This is a genomic window from Mycobacterium genavense ATCC 51234, assembly GCF_000526915.1.
Lineage (GTDB): Bacteria > Actinomycetota > Actinomycetes > Mycobacteriales > Mycobacteriaceae > Mycobacterium > Mycobacterium genavense.
In genome coordinates this window covers 410662-428028 of the sequence record NZ_JAGZ01000003.1, presented here as the reverse complement: position 1 = coordinate 428028, position 17367 = coordinate 410662, and the positions used below count along the sequence as shown (strand labels likewise).

13 protein-coding genes and 4 pseudogenes are annotated in these 17367 nt (G+C 67.5%); 12 read left to right on the top strand and 5 right to left on the bottom strand.

Going from position 1 to position 17367, the window contains the following annotated elements:
• Positions 1–4: 4 nt before the first annotated feature.
• Positions 5–955 carry an alpha/beta fold hydrolase gene (locus T428_RS26945; protein ID WP_036467616.1) on the bottom strand — a complete coding sequence of 317 codons (951 nt, stop codon included), beginning with the start codon at positions 953–955 and terminating at the stop codon, positions 5–7.
• The gene (locus T428_RS0109775; RefSeq protein WP_025736335.1) at positions 956–1501 is read right to left on the bottom strand and encodes a phage holin family protein; all 546 of its coding nucleotides are present in this window, start codon (positions 1499–1501) and stop codon (positions 956–958) included.
• 234 nt (positions 1502–1735) lie between these two features.
• Here T428_RS0109775 and T428_RS0109770 point away from each other — a divergent pair, with 234 nt between their 5' ends.
• On the top strand, positions 1736–2434 hold the full coding sequence (locus tag T428_RS0109770; RefSeq protein WP_025736334.1) for a S1 family peptidase: 699 nt from the start codon (positions 1736–1738) through the stop codon (positions 2432–2434).
• 10 nt (positions 2435–2444) lie between these two features.
• Here T428_RS0109770 and acs read toward each other — a convergent pair whose 3' ends face one another.
• Positions 2445–4403, bottom strand: a complete 1959-nt coding sequence (gene acs / locus T428_RS0109765) for an acetate--CoA ligase (protein ID WP_025736333.1) — start codon at positions 4401–4403, stop codon at positions 2445–2447.
• A 200-nt stretch (positions 4404–4603) separates the two neighbouring features.
• Between acs and T428_RS0109760 the strand changes: the two genes are divergently transcribed.
• Entirely contained in the window at positions 4604–5074 is a 471-nt protein-coding gene (locus T428_RS0109760; RefSeq protein ID WP_084298681.1) for a DUF4232 domain-containing protein, read from the top strand.
• Between the two features lie 3 nt (positions 5075–5077).
• On the opposite strand, the gene T428_RS31055 is transcribed toward T428_RS0109760, so the two are convergent.
• Positions 5078–5602 carry an LppU/SCO3897 family protein gene (locus tag T428_RS31055; RefSeq protein ID WP_051465184.1) on the bottom strand — a complete coding sequence of 175 codons (525 nt, stop codon included), beginning with the start codon at positions 5600–5602 and terminating at the stop codon, positions 5078–5080.
• Positions 5603–5985: 383 nt separating this feature from the next.
• Here T428_RS31055 and T428_RS0109750 point away from each other — a divergent pair, with 383 nt between their 5' ends.
• The 5 genes and pseudogenes from T428_RS0109750 (at position 5986) to T428_RS26930 (ending at position 11778) form a co-directional block, all read left to right on the top strand.
• The gene (locus T428_RS0109750) at positions 5986–7608 is read left to right on the top strand and encodes a peptide ABC transporter substrate-binding protein (protein ID WP_051465183.1); all 1623 of its coding nucleotides are present in this window, start codon (positions 5986–5988) and stop codon (positions 7606–7608) included.
• 3 nt (positions 7609–7611) lie between these two features.
• Positions 7612–8538 (top strand): ABC transporter permease, encoded by a 927-nt coding sequence (locus tag T428_RS0109745; protein WP_025736330.1) that lies wholly within the window; start codon positions 7612–7614, stop codon positions 8536–8538.
• Positions 8531–9394: an ABC transporter permease gene (locus T428_RS0109740; RefSeq protein WP_025736329.1), complete on the top strand. Its 864-nt coding sequence runs from the start codon at positions 8531–8533 to the stop codon at positions 9392–9394. Before T428_RS0109745 ends, T428_RS0109740 begins: the two co-directional genes overlap by 8 nt.
• On the top strand, positions 9391–11007 hold the full coding sequence (locus tag T428_RS26935) for a dipeptide ABC transporter ATP-binding protein (protein ID WP_036467612.1): 1617 nt from the start codon (positions 9391–9393) through the stop codon (positions 11005–11007). The genes T428_RS0109740 and T428_RS26935 overlap by 4 nt, the downstream gene beginning before the upstream one ends.
• 11 nt (positions 11008–11018) lie before the next feature.
• Positions 11019–11778, top strand: a pseudogene (locus T428_RS26930) (oxidoreductase).
• Between the two features lie 429 nt (positions 11779–12207).
• Here the strand turns inward: T428_RS26930 and T428_RS0109720 are convergent.
• A complete protein-coding gene (locus T428_RS0109720; RefSeq protein WP_025736327.1) occupies positions 12208–13065 on the bottom strand; it encodes an HAD-IB family hydrolase in 858 nt (285 codons plus the stop codon).
• 491 nt (positions 13066–13556) lie between these two features.
• On the opposite strand from T428_RS0109720, the pseudogene ssd reads away from it, so the two are divergent.
• The 5 genes and pseudogenes from ssd to T428_RS0109695 all read left to right on the top strand — a co-directional run bounded on the left by ssd (position 13557) and on the right by T428_RS0109695 (position 17362).
• Positions 13557–14598, top strand: a pseudogene (ssd, locus tag T428_RS26925) (septum site-determining protein Ssd).
• Positions 14595–15769: pseudogene (locus tag T428_RS26920) on the top strand (TadA family conjugal transfer-associated ATPase). The pseudogenes ssd and T428_RS26920 overlap by 4 nt, the downstream one beginning before the upstream one ends.
• Positions 15766–16553: pseudogene (locus tag T428_RS26915) on the top strand (type II secretion system F family protein). The pseudogenes T428_RS26920 and T428_RS26915 overlap by 4 nt, the downstream one beginning before the upstream one ends.
• Positions 16550–17137, top strand: a complete 588-nt coding sequence (locus T428_RS0109700; RefSeq protein ID WP_211243918.1) for a type II secretion system F family protein — start codon at positions 16550–16552, stop codon at positions 17135–17137. The pseudogene T428_RS26915 and the gene T428_RS0109700 overlap by 4 nt, the downstream one beginning before the upstream one ends.
• A 33-nt stretch (positions 17138–17170) precedes the next feature.
• Positions 17171–17362, top strand: coding sequence for a DUF4244 domain-containing protein (locus T428_RS0109695; protein ID WP_156942919.1), 192 nt, complete (start codon positions 17171–17173; stop codon positions 17360–17362).
• Positions 17363–17367 lie beyond the last annotated feature (5 nt).

Genomic DNA, 17367 nt, shown 5'->3' with positions numbered 1-17367 from the left:
CGTTTCAGTGCACCTGCTCGAAAAACCTCATCAGGTGTTTGTTGATTTCATCGGGCATCTCTTCGTGGCTGTAATGTCCTGCGCCGGTGACGGATACGTAGCGGCCCTGCGTCGCGTAGCGCTGGCTGTGGTCGACCGGATCGGCCAGCACATAGGGATCGGCGTCGCCGCGCAGGTGGAGCAGCGGCACGCCCAACTGGCGTGACATCGCCTTCATGAAGCGCCTTCCCTCACCGCGCAGCTGGCTGCGCACCGCCCAGCGCTGGTACTCGAGTGCGCAGTGCGCTGCCCCCGGAATCTGGATAGCCGTGCGCAGATAGCCGATGGTTTGCGAGAAGTCCTCGGAAGCAACCCATTTGGCGGAGCTACGAGCTTTGACCAGATGTTCGATCTCGGCGCCGTTGTCGCGGGTGAGTAGGCGCTCGGGCCACAGCGGCAGCTGATAGCGCAGCAAGGACGGCAGCAGCGCGGAACCCTGATCGCGGCGCATCAACGCCGATCGCCGCAACGCCGCCGGGTGTGGCGAGCTGATCAGCGCGATGCCGCGCACCAGCCGTGAATGCAGCAGCGCGGTGGTCCAGCAGCACAGCCCGCCGTCTGCGTGGCCGACCAGCGTCGCCGACGAATGCCCAAGCGCGCGAATGAGTCCGGCCGTGTCGCCGGCCAGCGTCCAGCCGTCATAACCGCGCGGAGGCTTGTCGCTGCCGCCGTAGCCGCGCAGGTCGACCGCGACCACCCGGGCATCGGTGAGCCCGCGCAGCTGATGGCGCCAGGACCACCAAAACGAACCGAAACCGTGCAGCAGCATCACCAGCGGTCGTGCGGTCGCCGCCGCGGGGACGCCGGGGCCGGTCGGCAGCGCCTCGATGACGTGAAATCGAATGCCGTTGGCGTGCACGTCCAAATGCCGCCACGGCCCGTCGATGCGGACCACCGACGGATCTGGTACTGCCATCTACCAACCCGAGGGGTCGCTGGGATTGCCGTTCTCGGGCTTGGCGTGCTTACCGGGCGCGTCGGTGAGCTGCTTGGGCGCAGCGTCGCCGGGCTTGTCGTGGCCGGGGGTGAGCGCGGTTCGCGTCTCCTTGACCGATTCGATGGTCTCGCGCGGTCCGCGAATCCGGCGCACCTTCAAATAGCCCAGCAGCGCCAACACGGCCCCGACCACGACCATGATCGCGAACACGATCAGGAAGGCCACCCACCGCCACAGCCAGCTGTCGAGCAGCTCGGCGAGGAAGAAGAAGAAAAAGAACGTGGAGTAGAACAGCACCACCAATGCGGCGATGAAGAAGACGCTGCCGGTGAGGCCCTTCTTGATGTCGCGGACGATTTCGGCGCGGGCCAGCTCGACCTCGGCCCGAACCAGAATGGACGCCTGAGTCGTCGCGTCTTTGATCAGGTCACCGATCGACGGCTCACCGTGGCTGGCGTGCGGGTCGGCCAACGGAATCGTGGTCAGCGTGCTCGGCACACCATTGTTGCGATCGACTTTGCTCACAGACGGTCCTCTCCGTTGAACTGCCCGGCTCGCATCGTCGCCGGGCCCGTTCGCTGTCGTCGCGGTTCATGTTGCCATGCGCCGCGATGCCAGACGAGGCCAGCCGAGGGCCGCGGTGTCCGGCGGCAACGGGCCCGGTCACCGCCATTCGCACTGCAAGAGCGGCGCAGGGGGATCATCTAGACTGGCGCAGCTGTTTCTCCGACATCCCGCCCGCTGATGGGAGTTATCGCATTGCAGACGGCACATCGGTGGTTTGTGGTGGTGCTGGCGGCCGTGCTCCTCATCCAGCCGGGGTTGCCTGCAAACGTCGCGGCCGCCGACGTCCGTGTCCCGATGGGCGGCGGTGCGGGCATCGTCATCAACGGGGACACGATGTGCACGCTGACGACCATCGGCGGCGATGCCGCCGGTGAGCTGATCGGTTTCACCTCCGCGCACTGCGGTGGCCCGGGCGCCCAGGTCGCCGCCGAGGCCGCCGAGGGTCGCGGCACGCTGGGAACGATGGTTGCGGGCAACAACGCCCTCGACTACGCGGTGATCAAATTCGATCCCGCCAAGGTGCTGCCGGTGGCCAACTACGGCGGCTTCATCATCAACGGCATCGGCCCGGAACCGGTGTTCGGTCAGGTCGCCTGCAAGCAGGGCCGCACCACCGGCAATTCGTGCGGCGTCACCTGGGGTCCGGGCCAGGACCCGGGAACCATCGTCATGCAGGTCTGCGGCCGACCGGGTGACTCCGGAGGGCCGGTGACCGTCGACAACCTGCTGGTCGGGATGATCCACGGCGCGTTCAGCGACAACCTGCCGACCTGCATCATCAAATACATCCCGCTGCACACTCCGGCGGTGGTGATGTCGTTCAACGCGATCCTGGCCGATATCAACGCCAGACACCGGCCCGGTGCGGGCTTCGTTCCGATACCGGCTTAATCGATGCGCTTTACTGGGCCGCTCTGATCGCGTCGAATACACCCGGGTCGAGCAACGTCGACGTATCACCGAGCTCGCGGTTTTCGGCAACGTCACGCAGCAACCTGCGCATGATCTTGCCGCTGCGGGTCTTCGGCAGCTCGGGCACCACATGGATCTTGCGCGGCTTGGCGATCGGCGAGATCTCCGAAGCCACCTGGGTGCGCAGCTCGTCGATGGTCCCGTCGTGGCCGTCGTAGCCCGCGCAGAGCACGACGAACGCGCAGATGGCTTGACCGGTGGTGTCGTCGGTAACACCGACCACCGCGGCCTCGGCGACGCCGGAGTGGCCGACCAGCGCCGACTCCACCTCCGCGGTGGAGATCCGGTGCCCGGACACGTTCATCACGTCGTCGATGCGGCCCAGCACCCAGATCGCGCCGTCGGGATCGAAACGCGCGCCGTCACCGGCGAAATAGAAGCTCTTGTCGGCGAATTTGGACCAGTAGGTGTCGCGGTAGCGGTCGGGGTCACCCCAAATGCCGCGCAGCATCGACGGCCACGGCTGGTCCAGGACGAGATACCCGGTGACGTTCTTGCCGGCCTCGGGGTCGGGTTGCAGCGGATCGCCGTGGTCGTCGACGATCTTGGCGGAGATCCCCGGCAGCGGCGTCATCGCCGAACCCGGTTTGGCCGCAGCGATTCCCGGCAGCGGCGAGATCATCGCCGAGCCGGTCTCGGTCTGCCACCAGGTGTCGACGACCGGGAGGGTGTCCGCGCCGAACACCTCGCGGTACCAGCGCCAGGCCTCCGGGTTGATCGGCTCGCCGACCGAACCCAGCAGCCGCAGGCTGGACAGGTCATGCGCGTCGGGGATCTCACGGCCCCACTTCATGAACGTCCGGATCAGGGTGGGCGCCGTGTAATAGATTGTGACGCCGTATTTTTCGATGATCTGGAAATGCCGGTTGCGGTCCGGGCTGTCGGGTGTGCCCTCGTAGAGCACCTCGGTGATGCCGTTGGACAGCGGCCCGTAGACGCCGTACGTGTGGCCGGTGACCCAGCCGATATCGGCCGTGCACCAGAACACGTCGCTTTCCGGCTTGACGTCGAAAATGGTGTGGACCGTGTAGCAGCACTGGGTCAGGTAGCCGCCACTGGTGTGCACGATGCCCTTGGGCTTGCCGGTGGTGCCCGAGGTGTACAGCAGGAACAACGGGTGCTCGGCGTCGAAGGGCTGCGGAATGTGTTCGGGCGACGCGGAATCGACGACGTCGTGCCACCACACGTCGCGATCGTCTTCCCAGGACACGTCAATCCCGGTGCGCCGCACCACCAGAACCTTCTGGACGGGACTTTCGCCGTCGGGTCCGCCCGCGACAGCTTCGTCGGCGTTGTCCTTCAGCGGTGCCGGTTTACCGCGCCGGAACTGCCCGTCGGCGGTAATCAGCACCTTGGTTTCGGCATCGGCGATGCGGGCCCGCAACGCCTTCGAGGTGAAACCACCGAACACCACGCTGTGCATGACGCCGAGTCGTGCACAGGCCAGCATCGCGATCACGGCTTCCGGGATCAACGGCAGGTAGATGGCGACTCGATCGCCGGCGACCAGGCCGAGATCGGTCAGCGCTTTGGCGGCCTTGCAGACCTGGGTCTGCAGCTCGGCGTAGGTCAGGTCACGGCTGTCGCCGACCGGCTCACCCTCCCAGTGAATCGCCACCCGATCGCCGAGGCCGGCCTCGACGTGGCGGTCCACGCAGTTGTAGGCGACGTTGAGCTTGCCGTCGGAGAACCACTTGGCGAATGGCGGCTGCCAATCCAATACCTCGGTGAACGGCGTAGCCCACGTCAACCGGTTGGCCTGCTTGGCCCAGAACGCCAGCCGGTCTTCCTCGGCTTCGCGGTACAGGTCCTCACAGGCGTTGGCCTGCTCGGCGAACTGCGCCGGCGGCGGGTACGAGGACGGGCCTTCGATGTGTGTGGCGGGCACTGGCTTTCTCTCCTATGAAAAGGGCCGGGGTTTGAGCGCGTCAACCGTTGTGAGCCTAGACCCGCCGGTCGAACCTGTGGAATTCAATCCGGGGGTAAAGCCGGTTGTCATCCCGCATAATCACCGTTGTGCCGGAATCTTGCGGGGTGCGTGTTAGTTGCCTGCTCCTCAGCATTGCCGCGACCGCAACGAGTTACGTGATGGCCGTCGTGCTGGGACCGCCCGCGTCGGCGGTGCCGGTCGGCGATCAGGCGGAGCCCTGCCGCTCGGAGCAGGTCGCCGTGAGCGCCTCCCCGACGCAAGCGGCCGTCGGTCACCGCTCGCTGACCCTGACGTTTAGCCTCGCCGGCGGCGCCGAGCCGTGCACCCTGACCGGCTATCCCGCTGTCGAGACGGGCGCCGACGGGCCCGACATTCATGCCAAGCCCACGTTGCGCGGCTACATGGGCGGTCTGCCGCGGGACGTCGAGGTGCCGCCGACGGTCACCCTGTCGCTGGCAGGTCAGGGACAGGCGATCGTCGAGGGCGTGGCCATCGACGGCAAGGGCAACCCGTGCCCTAACTACACCGAGCTGCGGGTCAATCCGTCCGACACGATCATCCTGCTCACGGTGCCGGCCACCATCGACGTCTGCGAAATGCAGGTGCACCCCGTCACCGTCGTCCAGTAGCGGCTAGGGTCCCGCGGCTACGAAGCAGAAAACGCGTGGGGGAACCGGATAGCTGACGCCTTTGGCGTTGCCGGGGCATCGCGACTTGTCGGAGCTCCCGTCGATGCGCCGGACGACTCGGATTTGCGCGAATCGAAGATCGTCACAATCGACCGGCGTCAGCTTCTTTGACTTGCCGTCATCCATCTTCATGTAGCACTGCCCCTCTTTCAGGTTGGCGGCAAAGCACAGGGTGGAGGACGCATTGGTGAAGACCTCGTAGACGGAGTCTTCCCGCTGGCCGTCGGGGCATAACGATTTCGGCCCACCCTGGGCAACGAGTTGATCCGTCGCCTTGGGGTCAGCGCAGTCGGTGGGTGTGCGGTCCTGAAACTCAGATCGCAGATCGAATTCGGTGAAGCATTGGCCCATTTGCAGTTCCGCGGAGTTGTTGGCCGGCTGCGTGCGGGTGGTTTCGTGGGACCGGTGGTTGTCATTCAAGGCGCGGGTGACGTTCCCCAGGATGCCCAGCTCTCCGAGCGCCAGCATGACCGAGCCAACGGCGATGAGCGCGGTTGCGGAACTTCCCGTCCGTTGCCGCGGCGGCGAATACGGCGGATATCCCGCGTAGGGCGGACCAGGATATTGGCCGGGGTGCGGCGGTGCGGGTGGAAACGGCCCGGCGGGTGGGGGTAGCCGGGGCGGGGCTGCCGACGACTTCGTGCGCGGTCCCATAGTCCAACGGACAGACAGATCAATCTGATCAGCGGAATGCCCAACATCCCCGCCAGGTAGCCCACCTGCACCTGGGATTCATGCGAGGCGAGAATCGTGACCCCCATGTCGGAATCCTAAGTTGCCGACGCCGGATGACACACTTCACCGACGGTCGTTCCGCGGTCGGCGCGGTCACAGGGCCTAGGGTCGCTGTCATGTATGGGATGCGGGGCTGGCCGGCTTTTGCTGCCGTCGCGGTGCTGACGGTCGCGTCGCTGGCCGGCTGCGGTGGCGGTGTGCTGAGCCCCGAATTGGTCGTGGTCAACGGCGGCGAACCGCCGAACCCGCTGATTCCGACCGGAACCAACGACAGCCTCGGCGGGCGGATCCTGGATCGGCTCTTCGCCGGATTGGTGTCTTACGACGCCGAGGGCAGACCCTCGCCGGAGGTGGCGCAGTCGATCGAGACCACCGACAACGTCAACTACCGGATCATTCTCAAACCAGGCTGGAAGTTTACCGACGGCTCGGCGGTGACGGCGCATTCGTTCGTCGACGCGTGGAACTACGGGGCGCTCAGTGCCAATGCCCAACTGCAACAAGGCTTTTTCAGACCGATCGACGGATTCGAGGACGTTGCCGCTGCGCCGGGTGACGGCAGGCCGACCACGATGTCCGGGTTACGGGTGGTCAACGATCTCGAATTCACGGTGCGGCTGCGGGCGCCGACCGTCGATTTCAAACTGAGGCTGGGACACAGCGCGTTCTATCCGTTGCCGGCCATGGCATTTCGCGATATGGCGGCGTTCGGTCGCAACCCGGTCGGCAACGGGCCTTATCGGCTGGCCGACAGTGCCGACGGGCCCGCGTGGGAGCACAACGTCAGGATCGACCTGAAACCCAATCCGGATTACCACGGCAACCGCAAACCCCGCAACAGGGGCCTAAGGTTCGAGTTCTACGGCAATCTCGATACCGCCTATGCCGACCTGCTGTCCGGCAATCTCGATGTCCTGGACACGATTCCGTCCAGCGCGCTGACAATCTATCGGCGCGACTTGGGCGACAACTCCGCCAGCGGACCCGTCGCCGTCAGTCAAACGCTCGACACCCCGTTGCGGCTACCGCATTTCGGCGGTGAAGAGGGACGGTTGCGCCGGTTGGCCCTGTCGGCGGCCATCAACCGCCCGCAGATTTGTCAACAGATCTTCAACGGCACCCGCAGCCCGGCTCGCGATTTCACCGCCCGCTCCCTGCCGGGGTTCGACCCGAACATTCCGGGCAACGACGCCCTGGACTTCAATCCCGAACGGGCGCGGCAACTCTGGGCGCAGGCCAACGCGATCTCGCCATGGAGCGGGCGGTACGCCATCGCCTACAACGCCGACAGCGGCCATCAGGAATGGGTGGATGCGGTGGCCAACAGCATCAAGAACGTGCTCGGCATCGACGCCGTCGGCGCGCCGCAGCCGACCTTCGCGGGGTTCCGCACCCAGATCACCAACCGCACCATCGACACCGCGTTCCGCGCCGCCTGGATCGGTGACTACCCGTCGATGATCGAATTCCTCGCGCCGCTGTACGCCACTGGTGCGGGCTCCAACGACGTCGGCTATTCCAGCCCGGAATTCGACGCCGGCCTGGCGGCGGCCGAGGCAGCGCCCAGCCTGCGGCAAGCCGACGTCCTGGTCAATGTCGCACAACGAATTCTGTTGCACGACATGCCCGCTGTCCCGCTCTGGTACTACAACGTCGTACTCGGGTGGTCGCCGGCGGTCAGCAACGTCAAGGTGACCTGGAACGGGCTGCCCAACTACGAGAACATCGTCAAGGCCTGAGCCATGGGTTGGTATATCGCACGCCGGGTCGCCGTCATGGTGCCGGTGTTCCTGGGCGCCACCCTGCTGATCTACGGCATGGTCTTCCTGTTACCCGGCGACCCTCTGGCCGCGATCGCGGGGGACCGGCCGCTGACTCCGGCGGTGGCCGCGCAGCTGCGGGCGCGCTACCACCTCGACGATCCCTTCCTGCTGCAATACCTGCGCTACCTGGGCGGGGTGCTGCACGGTGACCTGGGCCGGGCTTATTCCGGGTTGCCGGTCAGTGCCGTTCTGGCACATGCGTTTCCGGTCACGATCCGGCTGGCGCTGATCGCATTGGTCGTCGAGGCGGTGCTGGGGATCGGGTTCGGTGTGATATCCGGGCTGCGCCATGGCGGGCTGTTCGATTCGACGGTGCTGATCGCCGGGCTGATCATCATCGCGATCCCGATCTTCGTGCTGGGCTTTTTGGCACAATTCCTGTTCGGGGTCCGGCTGGGCATCGCGCCGGTCACCGTTGGCGAGCGGGCGACGTTCGCGCGCCTGCTGCTACCCGGAATAGTGCTGGGCTCGGTGTCTTTCGCCTACATCGTGCGATTGACCCGGTCGGCGGTGGCCGTCAACGCGCACGCCGACTATGTCCGCACCGCTACCGCCAAGGGACTGTCGCGGCCGCGGGTGGTGACCGTGCACATTCTGCGCAACTCGCTGATCCCGGTGGTGACTTTTCTGGGCGCCGACGTGGGCGCGTTGATGGGCGGGGCCATCGTCACCGAAGGCATCTTCAACATTCACGGCGTCGGCGGCGTGCTTTACCAAGCCGTCACCCGGCAGGAGGCGCCGACCGTGGTGTCGATCGTGACGGTGCTGGTGTTGATCTATCTGATCACCAACCTGCTGGTCGACTTGCTCTATGCGGCACTGGATCCGAGGATCCGCTATGGCTGAGCACTCCGGCTTTTGGGGCGAGACCTGGCGCAAGTTGCACCGGCGCCCCAAGTTCATCGTCGCCGCGCTACTGGTATTGCTGATCCTGCTGGTCGCGCTGTTCCCGGCGCTATTCACCGATGCCGACCCCACCTACGCCGATCCCAGCCAAAGCCTGCTCGATCCCTCGGCCGCGCACTGGTTCGGCACGGATCTGCAGGGCCACGACATTTACGCGCGCACCATCTACGGGGCGCGGGCCTCGGTGACGGTCGGGTTGGGCGCCACGCTGCTGGTGTTCGTCGTCGGCGGGGCGGTGGGCGCACTGGCCGGCTTCTACGGCGGCTGGATCGACGCGGTGGTCTCGCGCGTCGCCGACGTGTTCTTCGGGCTGCCGCTGCTGCTGGCCGCGATCGTGCTGATGGGTGTGCTGCACCACCGCACGGTGTGGACGGTGATCGCCATCCTGGCGTTGTTCGGCTGGCCGCAGGTGGCCAGGATCGCCCGCGGTGCGGTGCTGGAGGTCCGGGCCAGCGACTACGTGCTGGCGGCGAAAGCCTTGGGGTTAAGCAGGTTTCAAACCCTGTTGCGGCATGCGCTGCCCAACGCCGCGGGCCCGGTGATCGCGGTGTGCACGATTGCGCTGGGGGCGTTCATCGTCACCGAGGCCACGCTGTCCTATCTCGGCGTCGGGCTGCCGACTTCGGTGGTCTCGTGGGGCGGCGACATCAACCTGGCGCAGACGCGGCTGCGGGCCGGTTCGCCGATCTTGTTCTATCCCGCCGGCGCACTGGCGATCACGGTGCTGGCGTTCATGATGATGGGTGACGCCCTGCGCGACGCCCTGGATCCGGCCTCGCGGGCGCAGCGCGCATGAGCACCGCACTGTTGACGGTGGAGGGCCTAGAAGTCCGGTTCGGCGACCACCCCCCCGCCGTGCGCGGGGTCGATCTGAGTGTCATGCGCGGGCAGACGGTCGCCGTGGTCGGCGAATCGGGTTCTGGAAAATCCACCACGGCCGCCGCGATCCTGGGGCTGCTGCCACCCGGGGGCCGAATCACGGCCGGCCGCATCACTTTCGACGGGCAGAACATCACCTCTGCTGACCGCCGTCTGCTGCGCTCGATCAGGGGTCGCCGGATCGGTTATGTGCCCCAAGACCCGATGACCAATCTCAACCCGGTCTGGAAGGTGGGCTTCCAAATCTCGGAAGCGTTGCGAGCCAACACCAATGGCCGGCACGCCCGCCGACGGGCGGTGGAGTTGCTCGCCCAGGCCGGTATGCCAGACCCGGAGAAGCAAGCGGGCAAATACCCGCATCAGCTGTCCGGCGGCATGTGCCAGCGCGCCCTGATCGCCATCGGGCTGGCGGGTCGCCCGCAGCTGCTGATCGCCGACGAGCCGACGTCCGCGCTGGACGTCACGGTGCAACGGCAAGTGCTCGACCATCTGCAGCGCCTCACCGACGAGCTGGGCACCGCGCTGCTGCTGATCACCCACGATCTGGCACTGGCCGCCGAACGGGCCGAGCGCGTCGTCGTCGTCCACCGCGGCACGGTGGTGGAATCCGGTGCCGCGCAGTCGATCCTGCGCGAACCGCAACACGAGTACACCCGCCGGCTGGTGAGCGCGGCTCCGTCGCTGACGGCCCGAAGTTCGGCACCGGCACGTCCGCCGGCAACCGCGCCAGCCGACGACATCCTCATCGCCTCGGGGCTGACCAAGGTCTATCGCGAGTCGCACCGCGCGCCGTGGCGCCGGACGCAGTTGCGCGCCGTCGACGCGGTGTCCTTCGCGCTGCGCCGGGCCAGCACGCTGGCCATCGTCGGCGAATCGGGTTCGGGCAAATCGACGGTGGCCCGGATGGTGCTGGGCTTACTCCAACCCACCTCGGGCACAGTCGTTTTCGACGGTACCCAGATCTCCGACGCGCTGGACCGGGACGCTATGATGGCCTTTCGCCGGCGCGTGCAGCCGGTGTTCCAGAACCCCTACAGCAGCCTGGATCCGATGTATTCGGTGTTTCGCGCTATCGAGGAGCCGCTGCGGATCCACCGCGTCGGCGACCGCGGTCAGCGCGAAAAGGCGGTGCGCGAGCTCGCCGACCAGGTGGCCCTGCCGTCGTCGGTACTGGGCAGGTTGCCGCGCGAGCTCTCCGGCGGCCAGCGCCAGCGCGTCGCGATCGCGCGGGCCTTGGCGCTGCGGCCCGACGTGCTGGTGTGCGACGAGGCCGTGTCGGCGCTCGACGTGCTGGTGCAGGCGCAGATACTGGACCTGCTGGCCACGCTGCAGGCCGAACTCGGCCTGGCCTATTTGTTCATCAGCCACGACCTGGCGGTGATCCGGCAGATCGCCGACGACGTACTGGTGATGCGCGCCGGACGGATCGTGGAGCATGCCGCCACCGATGAGCTGTTCAGCAGGCCCGGCCACGCCTACACCCGCCAGTTGCTGGAGGCCATTCCCGGGGCGTCCATGCCGCCCAGCTAGGTTGGCAACCTGTGACGGCCGACCCGCTGGCTCCGCTGATCGAGCTCCCCGGCGTCGCCGAGGCCAGTGACCGGGTCCGCGACGCGCTGGGCCGCGCGCACCGGCATCGCGCCAATCTGCGGGGCTGGCCGGTGACGGCGGCCGAGGCCACCTTGCGGGCGGCGCGTGCTTCCTCGGTGCTCGACGGCGGCCCCGTGCGGTTCGAGGACTTGGCGGACAGCTCAGGGGTGAGCGATCCGGTGTTCGGCGGAGCGCTGCGGGTAGCTCAGGCGCTCGAAGGCGGCGGCGGCGCGCTGATCGGGGTGTGGCAGCGCTCGCCGTTGCAGGCGTTGGCCCGGCTGCACATGCTCGTCGCGGCCGATCAGGTCGACGACGAACAGTTGGGCCGGCCGCGAGCCGACCCCGAGATCGGGCCGCGCCTCGAGTTACTCGTCGAGTTGGTGACCGGTCGCACACAGGTACCGGCACCGGTGGTCGCCGCCGTCGCGCACGGAGAACTGCTGACGCTCAAGCCCTTTGGCAGCGCGGACGGCGTGGTCGCGCGCGGTGTCGCGCCTGGTGACGATTGCCAGCGGGCTGGATCCGCACGGACTCGGTGTGCCCGAGGTGAGCTGGATGCGCAAGCCCGGCGACTATCGCGCTGCCGCACGCGGATTCGCCGAAGGCACACCGGCCGGTGTCGGGGCGTGGTTGGTGCTGTGCTGCCGGGCGCTGCAGGCCGGCGCGCAGGAGGCGCTGTCGATCGCCGAATCGTTGCCGGGCAAGGGATGAGCCACCCCGAAAAGGAGGCCAGACGTGTCGAGCGGGCGGCGTTCCGAGATGCCTCGGTGCGCCGCCCGCTAGCACGGAACTCGGTTACCAAGCGTGCAATTTCGGGATGCGTGGGTGGCCTCGGCGATCTTGCGACGCTTCAAGTTACAATCCCACCTAAAGGGCCGTTCATACTTTCCGCATTTTTCGCAATTACGCAGGCCCGCAACACTTCTGCCATTATCGCGGCTATGACTCCGCGTGGGTGCCGAGTGCCGTGCTGGGCGCCCGGGTTGGGAGAACGAACCTTCTCTTCCGGCTCGACCTAGGCCTAACCGGGCTTCCGTGGTTCCTTTGTACTACTGGAGCCTTAGCACAGCAAGGCCCAATTCGGCAAACGTCGCGAATTCACAGGAACTGGCCGCGCGGCGGGTTTGCTGACAGCCGCGCCTAGAGCGCGAAGCGGCGCAGCAGCGAGTAGGTCACGGCACCGGCGGCCAGCGCGGTGATGCTCACCGCGGCCGTGGTGGCGATCGCGGCCCCCGACGGCGCCGGAATCCGGTCTCGCAGCGAGATCGGTCGCGAGAAACTCAGTACGGGCCAACCGCGTTCGGTCGCTTCCTTGCGCAAGCCGCGGTCTGGGTTGACCACGCTCGGATGCCCGACCGCCTCGAGCATTGGCAGGTCGGTGATCGAGTCCGAGTAGGCGTAGCAGTGTTCCAGCGGATAGCCCTCGCGGGCGGCCAGTTCGCGGATCGCCTGGACCTTGCCCTCGCCGTAGCAATAGAAGGCGACGTCGCCGGTATACTTGCCGTCCTCGACGACCATGCGGGTCGCCATGGCGTGCGTGGCACCCAGCGCGCGGGCGATCGGCGCGACGATTTCCTCGCCGGACGCGGACACCACCACGACGTCTCGGCCACACAACTTGTGCGCCGCGATCAGATCCGCGGCCTCGGCGAACACCAGCGGAGTCACGATGTCGTGCAGGGTTTCGTCGATGATCGACTTGACCTGAGCGACGTCCCACCCGGTGCACATGTTGGTCATGTGGGTGCGCATTCGGTCCATCTGGTCATGATCAGCACCAGAGAGCAGAAAGATGAATTGCGCGTAGCTGGACTTCAGTACGGCGCGCCGGTTGAGCAGACCCTGGTTGAAGAACGGTTTGCTGAAAGCCAGGGTGCTGGACTTGGCGATGATCGTCTTATCCAGGTCGAAAAAGGCCGCGGTTTTGGCGTGCGGAGGCCCCGGTGCGGGTGCCTGTGTCGAGGTTTGCTGGTGCGCTTCCGAGTCGGAGACGGTCACGGACTCAGCATAGGTCGGTCGGCCGGCATGTCCGGGGGCGTGCCGGCAAATTCGGGACTCGACAGTGGTAACAGACGAGGCCAGCGGTGTTTTTGCGGCTCAAAGTTGCCTTCCGCAAAAAACAGCTACTTGCGTCAATCCGCACTGTCGTGTGTATAGTAAGCATTACTCGGCCTGAGCCGAGGGTGTATCAGCCCGACCCCCCGGGGGCTGATACACGACGACCTCCGCCTCCTCCCCCCTGGCGGGGGTCGTCCCTTTTCTGCGGTGATTTTCTCGACAATCCGGCCCTCTTGTACACCCTGCGGCGGTTGCGGGCGCAGTGTTATCCGTCGTGCGGGCAACCGCCGAACCGCGAACTTTGTGCACACTCTCGTATCTCTCCACAAATCCAAGTTTGGGACTGGTGTGCCATCCTGAGCTGCCCGCACGGTGGTGGGGTGACGATCGCTACCGGCTCCGAGGCGAGGCATTCCGCGGGTGTACTGGCGGTGTTGACCGACCCGATCTTGCGCGACGAACTGGATCGGGTGGCCGCCGCGGTCGGCGTGCGGGTGGTGCACGCCGGCGAGTCGGCGGTGGGTCGCAAGACGTGGTCGGCGGCCGCGGCGGTGGTAGCTCGATGCCGCGGGTGCGGACCGTTGCGGGCGCGCTGCGCTGCCGCGCCGTGTCCACGTCACCGTGCTGTGCGCCGCCGAACCCGCGCCGCCCACCTGGGCGGCCGCCATTGCGGTCGGCGCTCAGCACGTGCTGAGCCTGCCCGAGCAGGAACACGAGTTGATCCGCGAGCTCGCGGAATCCGCTGAATCGATCCGCGACGACGGATCGCGCGGCGGGGCCGTCGCGGTGATCGTCGGTTGCGGCGGCGCCGGGGCGTCGCTGTGCGCGGCCGCAGCGGCCCGGGCCGCGAATCATGCACTGCTGCTTGATCTTGATCCCTGGGGCGGCGGCGTCGATCTGTTGCTCGGCGGGGAGTCCATCCCCGGATTGCGCTGGCCCGACTTGGCATTGCAGGGCGGTCGGCTCAACTGGCCGGCGGTGCGCGACGCGCTGCCGCGCCTGCAGGGCGTCAGCGTGCTGTCCGGTACACGGCGCGGCTACGAGCTGGACGCCGGCCCGGTGGACGCGGTCATCGATGCGGGCCGCCGCGGGGGAGTCACGGTGGTGTACGATCTGCCCCGGCGTCTGACCGAGGCCACCCAGGCCGGGCTGGTCGCCGCGGACCTCGTCGTCGTGATCAGCCCGTGCGACGTGCGCTCCTGTGCGGCGACGGCGGCGATGACGTCGGTACTGGCCACGATCAACCCCAACCTCGGTCTGGTGGTTCGGGGTCCGTCGCCGGGCGGATTGCGCGCGACCGAAGTCGCCGACATCACCGGTCTGTCGCTGCTGGCGTCGATGAAAGCGCAACCGCAACTGGCCGGGCAGCTCGAACACGGCGGCGTGCGGCTCGGGCGACGATCGGCGCTGACGGCGGCGGCTCGTCGGGTCCTGCAGCTACTGCCGCGCGGACCGAAGGCCAGGGTGGCGTGAGCGGATCGCTTATCGAGCGGGTGCGCGAGCGCCTGGCGACGGAATCGATTCCGCCGGGATCCTCGTTACGGCCCAGTGTGGTGGCCGCCGCGATTCGGGCCGAATCCGGTGGGATGCTCGGCGACACCGAGGTCCTGGCCAATCTGCGGGTGCTACAGACCGAGCTGACCGGTGCGGGAATTCTCGAGCCGTTGCTGTGCGCGGACGGCACCACCGACGTCCTGGTCACCGCGCCGGACGCGGTGTGGGTCGACGATGGAAACGGATTGCGACGCAGCCACATCCGTTTCGCCGACGAGGCGACGGTGCGACGGCTGGCCCAGTGGCTCGCGCTGGCGGCGGGCCGCCGTCTGGATGACGCGCAGCCCTGGGTCGACGGCCAGCTGTCCGGTATCGGAGCCGGCGGGTTCACGGTCCGGTTGCACGCGGTGTTACCGCCGGTGGCTGCCGGTGGCACCTGCCTGTCGCTGCGGGTGTTGCGCCCGGCCATGCAGGATCTGGCCGCGCTGACCGCCGCGGGCGCGATCGAACCGATGGCCGCCGCGTTGGTCGCCGACATCATCGCGGCCCGGATGGCGTTCCTGGTGTGCGGCGGCACCGGCGCCGGCAAGACGACTTTGCTGGCGGCCATGCTGGGCGCGGTCTCGCCGACGGAGCGGATCGTGTGCGTCGAGGACGCCGCCGAATTGGCGCCCCGGCATCCGCATCTGGTCAAGCTGGTCGCCCGGTGCGCCAATGTCGAAGGAGTGGGCGAAATTCCGGTGCGCCAGCTGGTCCGGCAGGCGTTGCGGATGCGGCCCGACCGCATCGTCGTCGGTGAGGTCAGGGGGCCGAAGTGGTCGACCTGCTCGCGGCCCTGAACACCGGCCATGACAGCGGGGCAGGCACGGTACATGCCAACAATCCCGGTGAGGTCCCCGCCCGGCTGGAGGCGTTGGGTGCGCTCGGCGGTTTGGATCGGGCCGCGTTGCACAGTCAGCTCGCCGCGGCGGTGCAGGTGCTGCTGCACGTTGCGCGGGGCAGCGACGGCCGGCGCCGGCTCGCCGAGATCGCCGTGCTACGCCAGGTCGACGGGCGGGTCCGGGCGGTGACGGCGTGGCACGTCCAGCACGGCAAGACCGGCGATGCCGAAGAGCTGCATCGCTTGCTGCGAAGCCGGTTGTCGGCATGAACGGCATCGCGGTGTCTGCCTCACTGATGGCGTTGGCGCTCTTGGTATTCCCGTCGTCGCCGAAGCGGCGGTTGACCGCACGTCGACAAGTCGTAGTCGGCACGCGCGGGCGCACCTGCCTGGTCGCGGGTGGCGCCGTTGTGGCCGTGGTAACGCTGCCGCTGACCACCATTCTGGCCGCCGCGACCGTGACTGCCACGGTGAGCCTGCGCTACCGCCGGCGCCGTCAGCTCCGGCGTGCGACCGAGGAGGGCCGGACATTGGAAGCCGCGCTCGAGGTATTGGTCGGCGAGCTGCGCGTGGGGCCCATCCCGTGCAGGCCTTCGATGTGGCCGCCGCCGAAACCGTTGGCGCGGTGGCACGGTCGCTGCGTGCGGTCGCGGCACGCGCGCGATTGGGCGCCGATGTCACGGTGGGCCTGCGGGTCGCCGCAGACTCCTCAGCCCAGCCCGCGCATTGGCAACGGCTGGCCGTGTGCTGGCAGCTGGCGAGCGATCACGGTCTTGGGATCGCCACCCTGATGCGTACCGCGCAACGCGATATCATTGAGCGACAACGATTCTCATCGAAGGTTGACTCGAGCATGGCCGGGGCCCGGGCCACCGCGGCGATATTGGCGGGCTTGCCGGTGTTGGGCGTGTTGCTGGGCCAACTGATCGGTGCCCGTCCGCTGAGCTTCTTGCTGAGCGGGCACGCGGGCGGGTGGCTGTTGGTGGTCGGATCGATGTTGACGTGTGGCGGCCTGCTGTGGTCGGACCGAATCATCCAGCGGGCCGCGTCATGAGCGCCGCAACGGTGCTACTGGCCTTGGCGTTGTTGATCGCACCCGGGCCGTCGACGGCACGCGCCCGCGCCATTGTTCGTGCGCAACGGCTTCGGCCCGCGCTGCGCGCCGCATCCGCGAGCGGGCCGGACCCGCTGGCCGTCGCTGCTAGCCTCGACGTACTGGCGGTGTGCCTGCAGGCCGGGATGGCCGTGTCGACCGCGGCGGCCGCAACCGCCGATTCCGCGCCGGCGCAGCTGGCCGGGGTATTGCGGCGGGCCGCCGATCTGCTGGCGCTGGGCGCCGATCCCGCTGTCGCATGGTCGATCTCACCCGGGAAACCGGTCGACGTGCAGACCGAGGCGTTGCTGCGACTGGCGCGACAGTCGGCATCGTCGGGCGCGGCGCTGGCCGGCGGCGTCGCCGAGTTGGCCGAGCAGTCCCGTCACGACGCCGCGCACACCGCCGCGGCATCCGCCGAGCGGGCGGGTGTGTTGATCGCCGGACCGCTCGGGTTGTGCTTCCTGCCGGCGTTCGTCTGCCTCGGCATCGTCCCGGTGGTGGCGGGGCTGGCCGGGGACGTCTTGCAATCGGGCTTGCTGTGAAATTACAACAGAGGGGATACATTGGTGATCAAGATGTTTCGGGCGCTGACGGCGCGGATGGCGATGCTCGCCACCGACGAGTCGGGGATGTCGACTGTGGAGTATGCGATCGGTACCGTCGCCGCGGCCGCGTTCGGCGCGATTCTCTACACCGTCGTCACCGGCAATTCAATCGTGTCGGCGCTGACCAACATCATCGGTCGTGCGTTCAACACCAAGGTCTAGCCGAT

What these genes read in the sequence shown, in the direction of transcription:
- T428_RS26945 (WP_036467616.1), bottom strand. Translation starts at nt 955, where the DNA reads ATGGCAGTACCAGATCCGTCGGTGGTCCGCATCGACGGGCCGTGGCGG.
- T428_RS0109695 (WP_156942919.1), top strand. Translation starts at nt 17,171, where the DNA reads ATGTTTCGGGCGCTGACGGCGCGGATGGCGATGCTCGCCACCGACGAG.
- T428_RS0109760 (WP_084298681.1), top strand. Translation starts at nt 4,604, where the DNA reads ATGGCCGTCGTGCTGGGACCGCCCGCGTCGGCGGTGCCGGTCGGCGAT.
- T428_RS26935 (WP_036467612.1), top strand. Translation starts at nt 9,391, where the DNA reads ATGAGCACCGCACTGTTGACGGTGGAGGGCCTAGAAGTCCGGTTCGGC.
- T428_RS0109750 (WP_051465183.1), top strand. Translation starts at nt 5,986, where the DNA reads ATGTATGGGATGCGGGGCTGGCCGGCTTTTGCTGCCGTCGCGGTGCTG.
- T428_RS0109700 (WP_211243918.1), top strand. Translation starts at nt 16,550, where the DNA reads ATGAGCGCCGCAACGGTGCTACTGGCCTTGGCGTTGTTGATCGCACCC.
- T428_RS31055 (WP_051465184.1), bottom strand. Translation starts at nt 5,602, where the DNA reads ATGCTGGCGCTCGGAGAGCTGGGCATCCTGGGGAACGTCACCCGCGCC.
- T428_RS0109740 (WP_025736329.1), top strand. Translation starts at nt 8,531, where the DNA reads ATGGCTGAGCACTCCGGCTTTTGGGGCGAGACCTGGCGCAAGTTGCAC.
- T428_RS0109745 (WP_025736330.1), top strand. Translation starts at nt 7,612, where the DNA reads ATGGGTTGGTATATCGCACGCCGGGTCGCCGTCATGGTGCCGGTGTTC.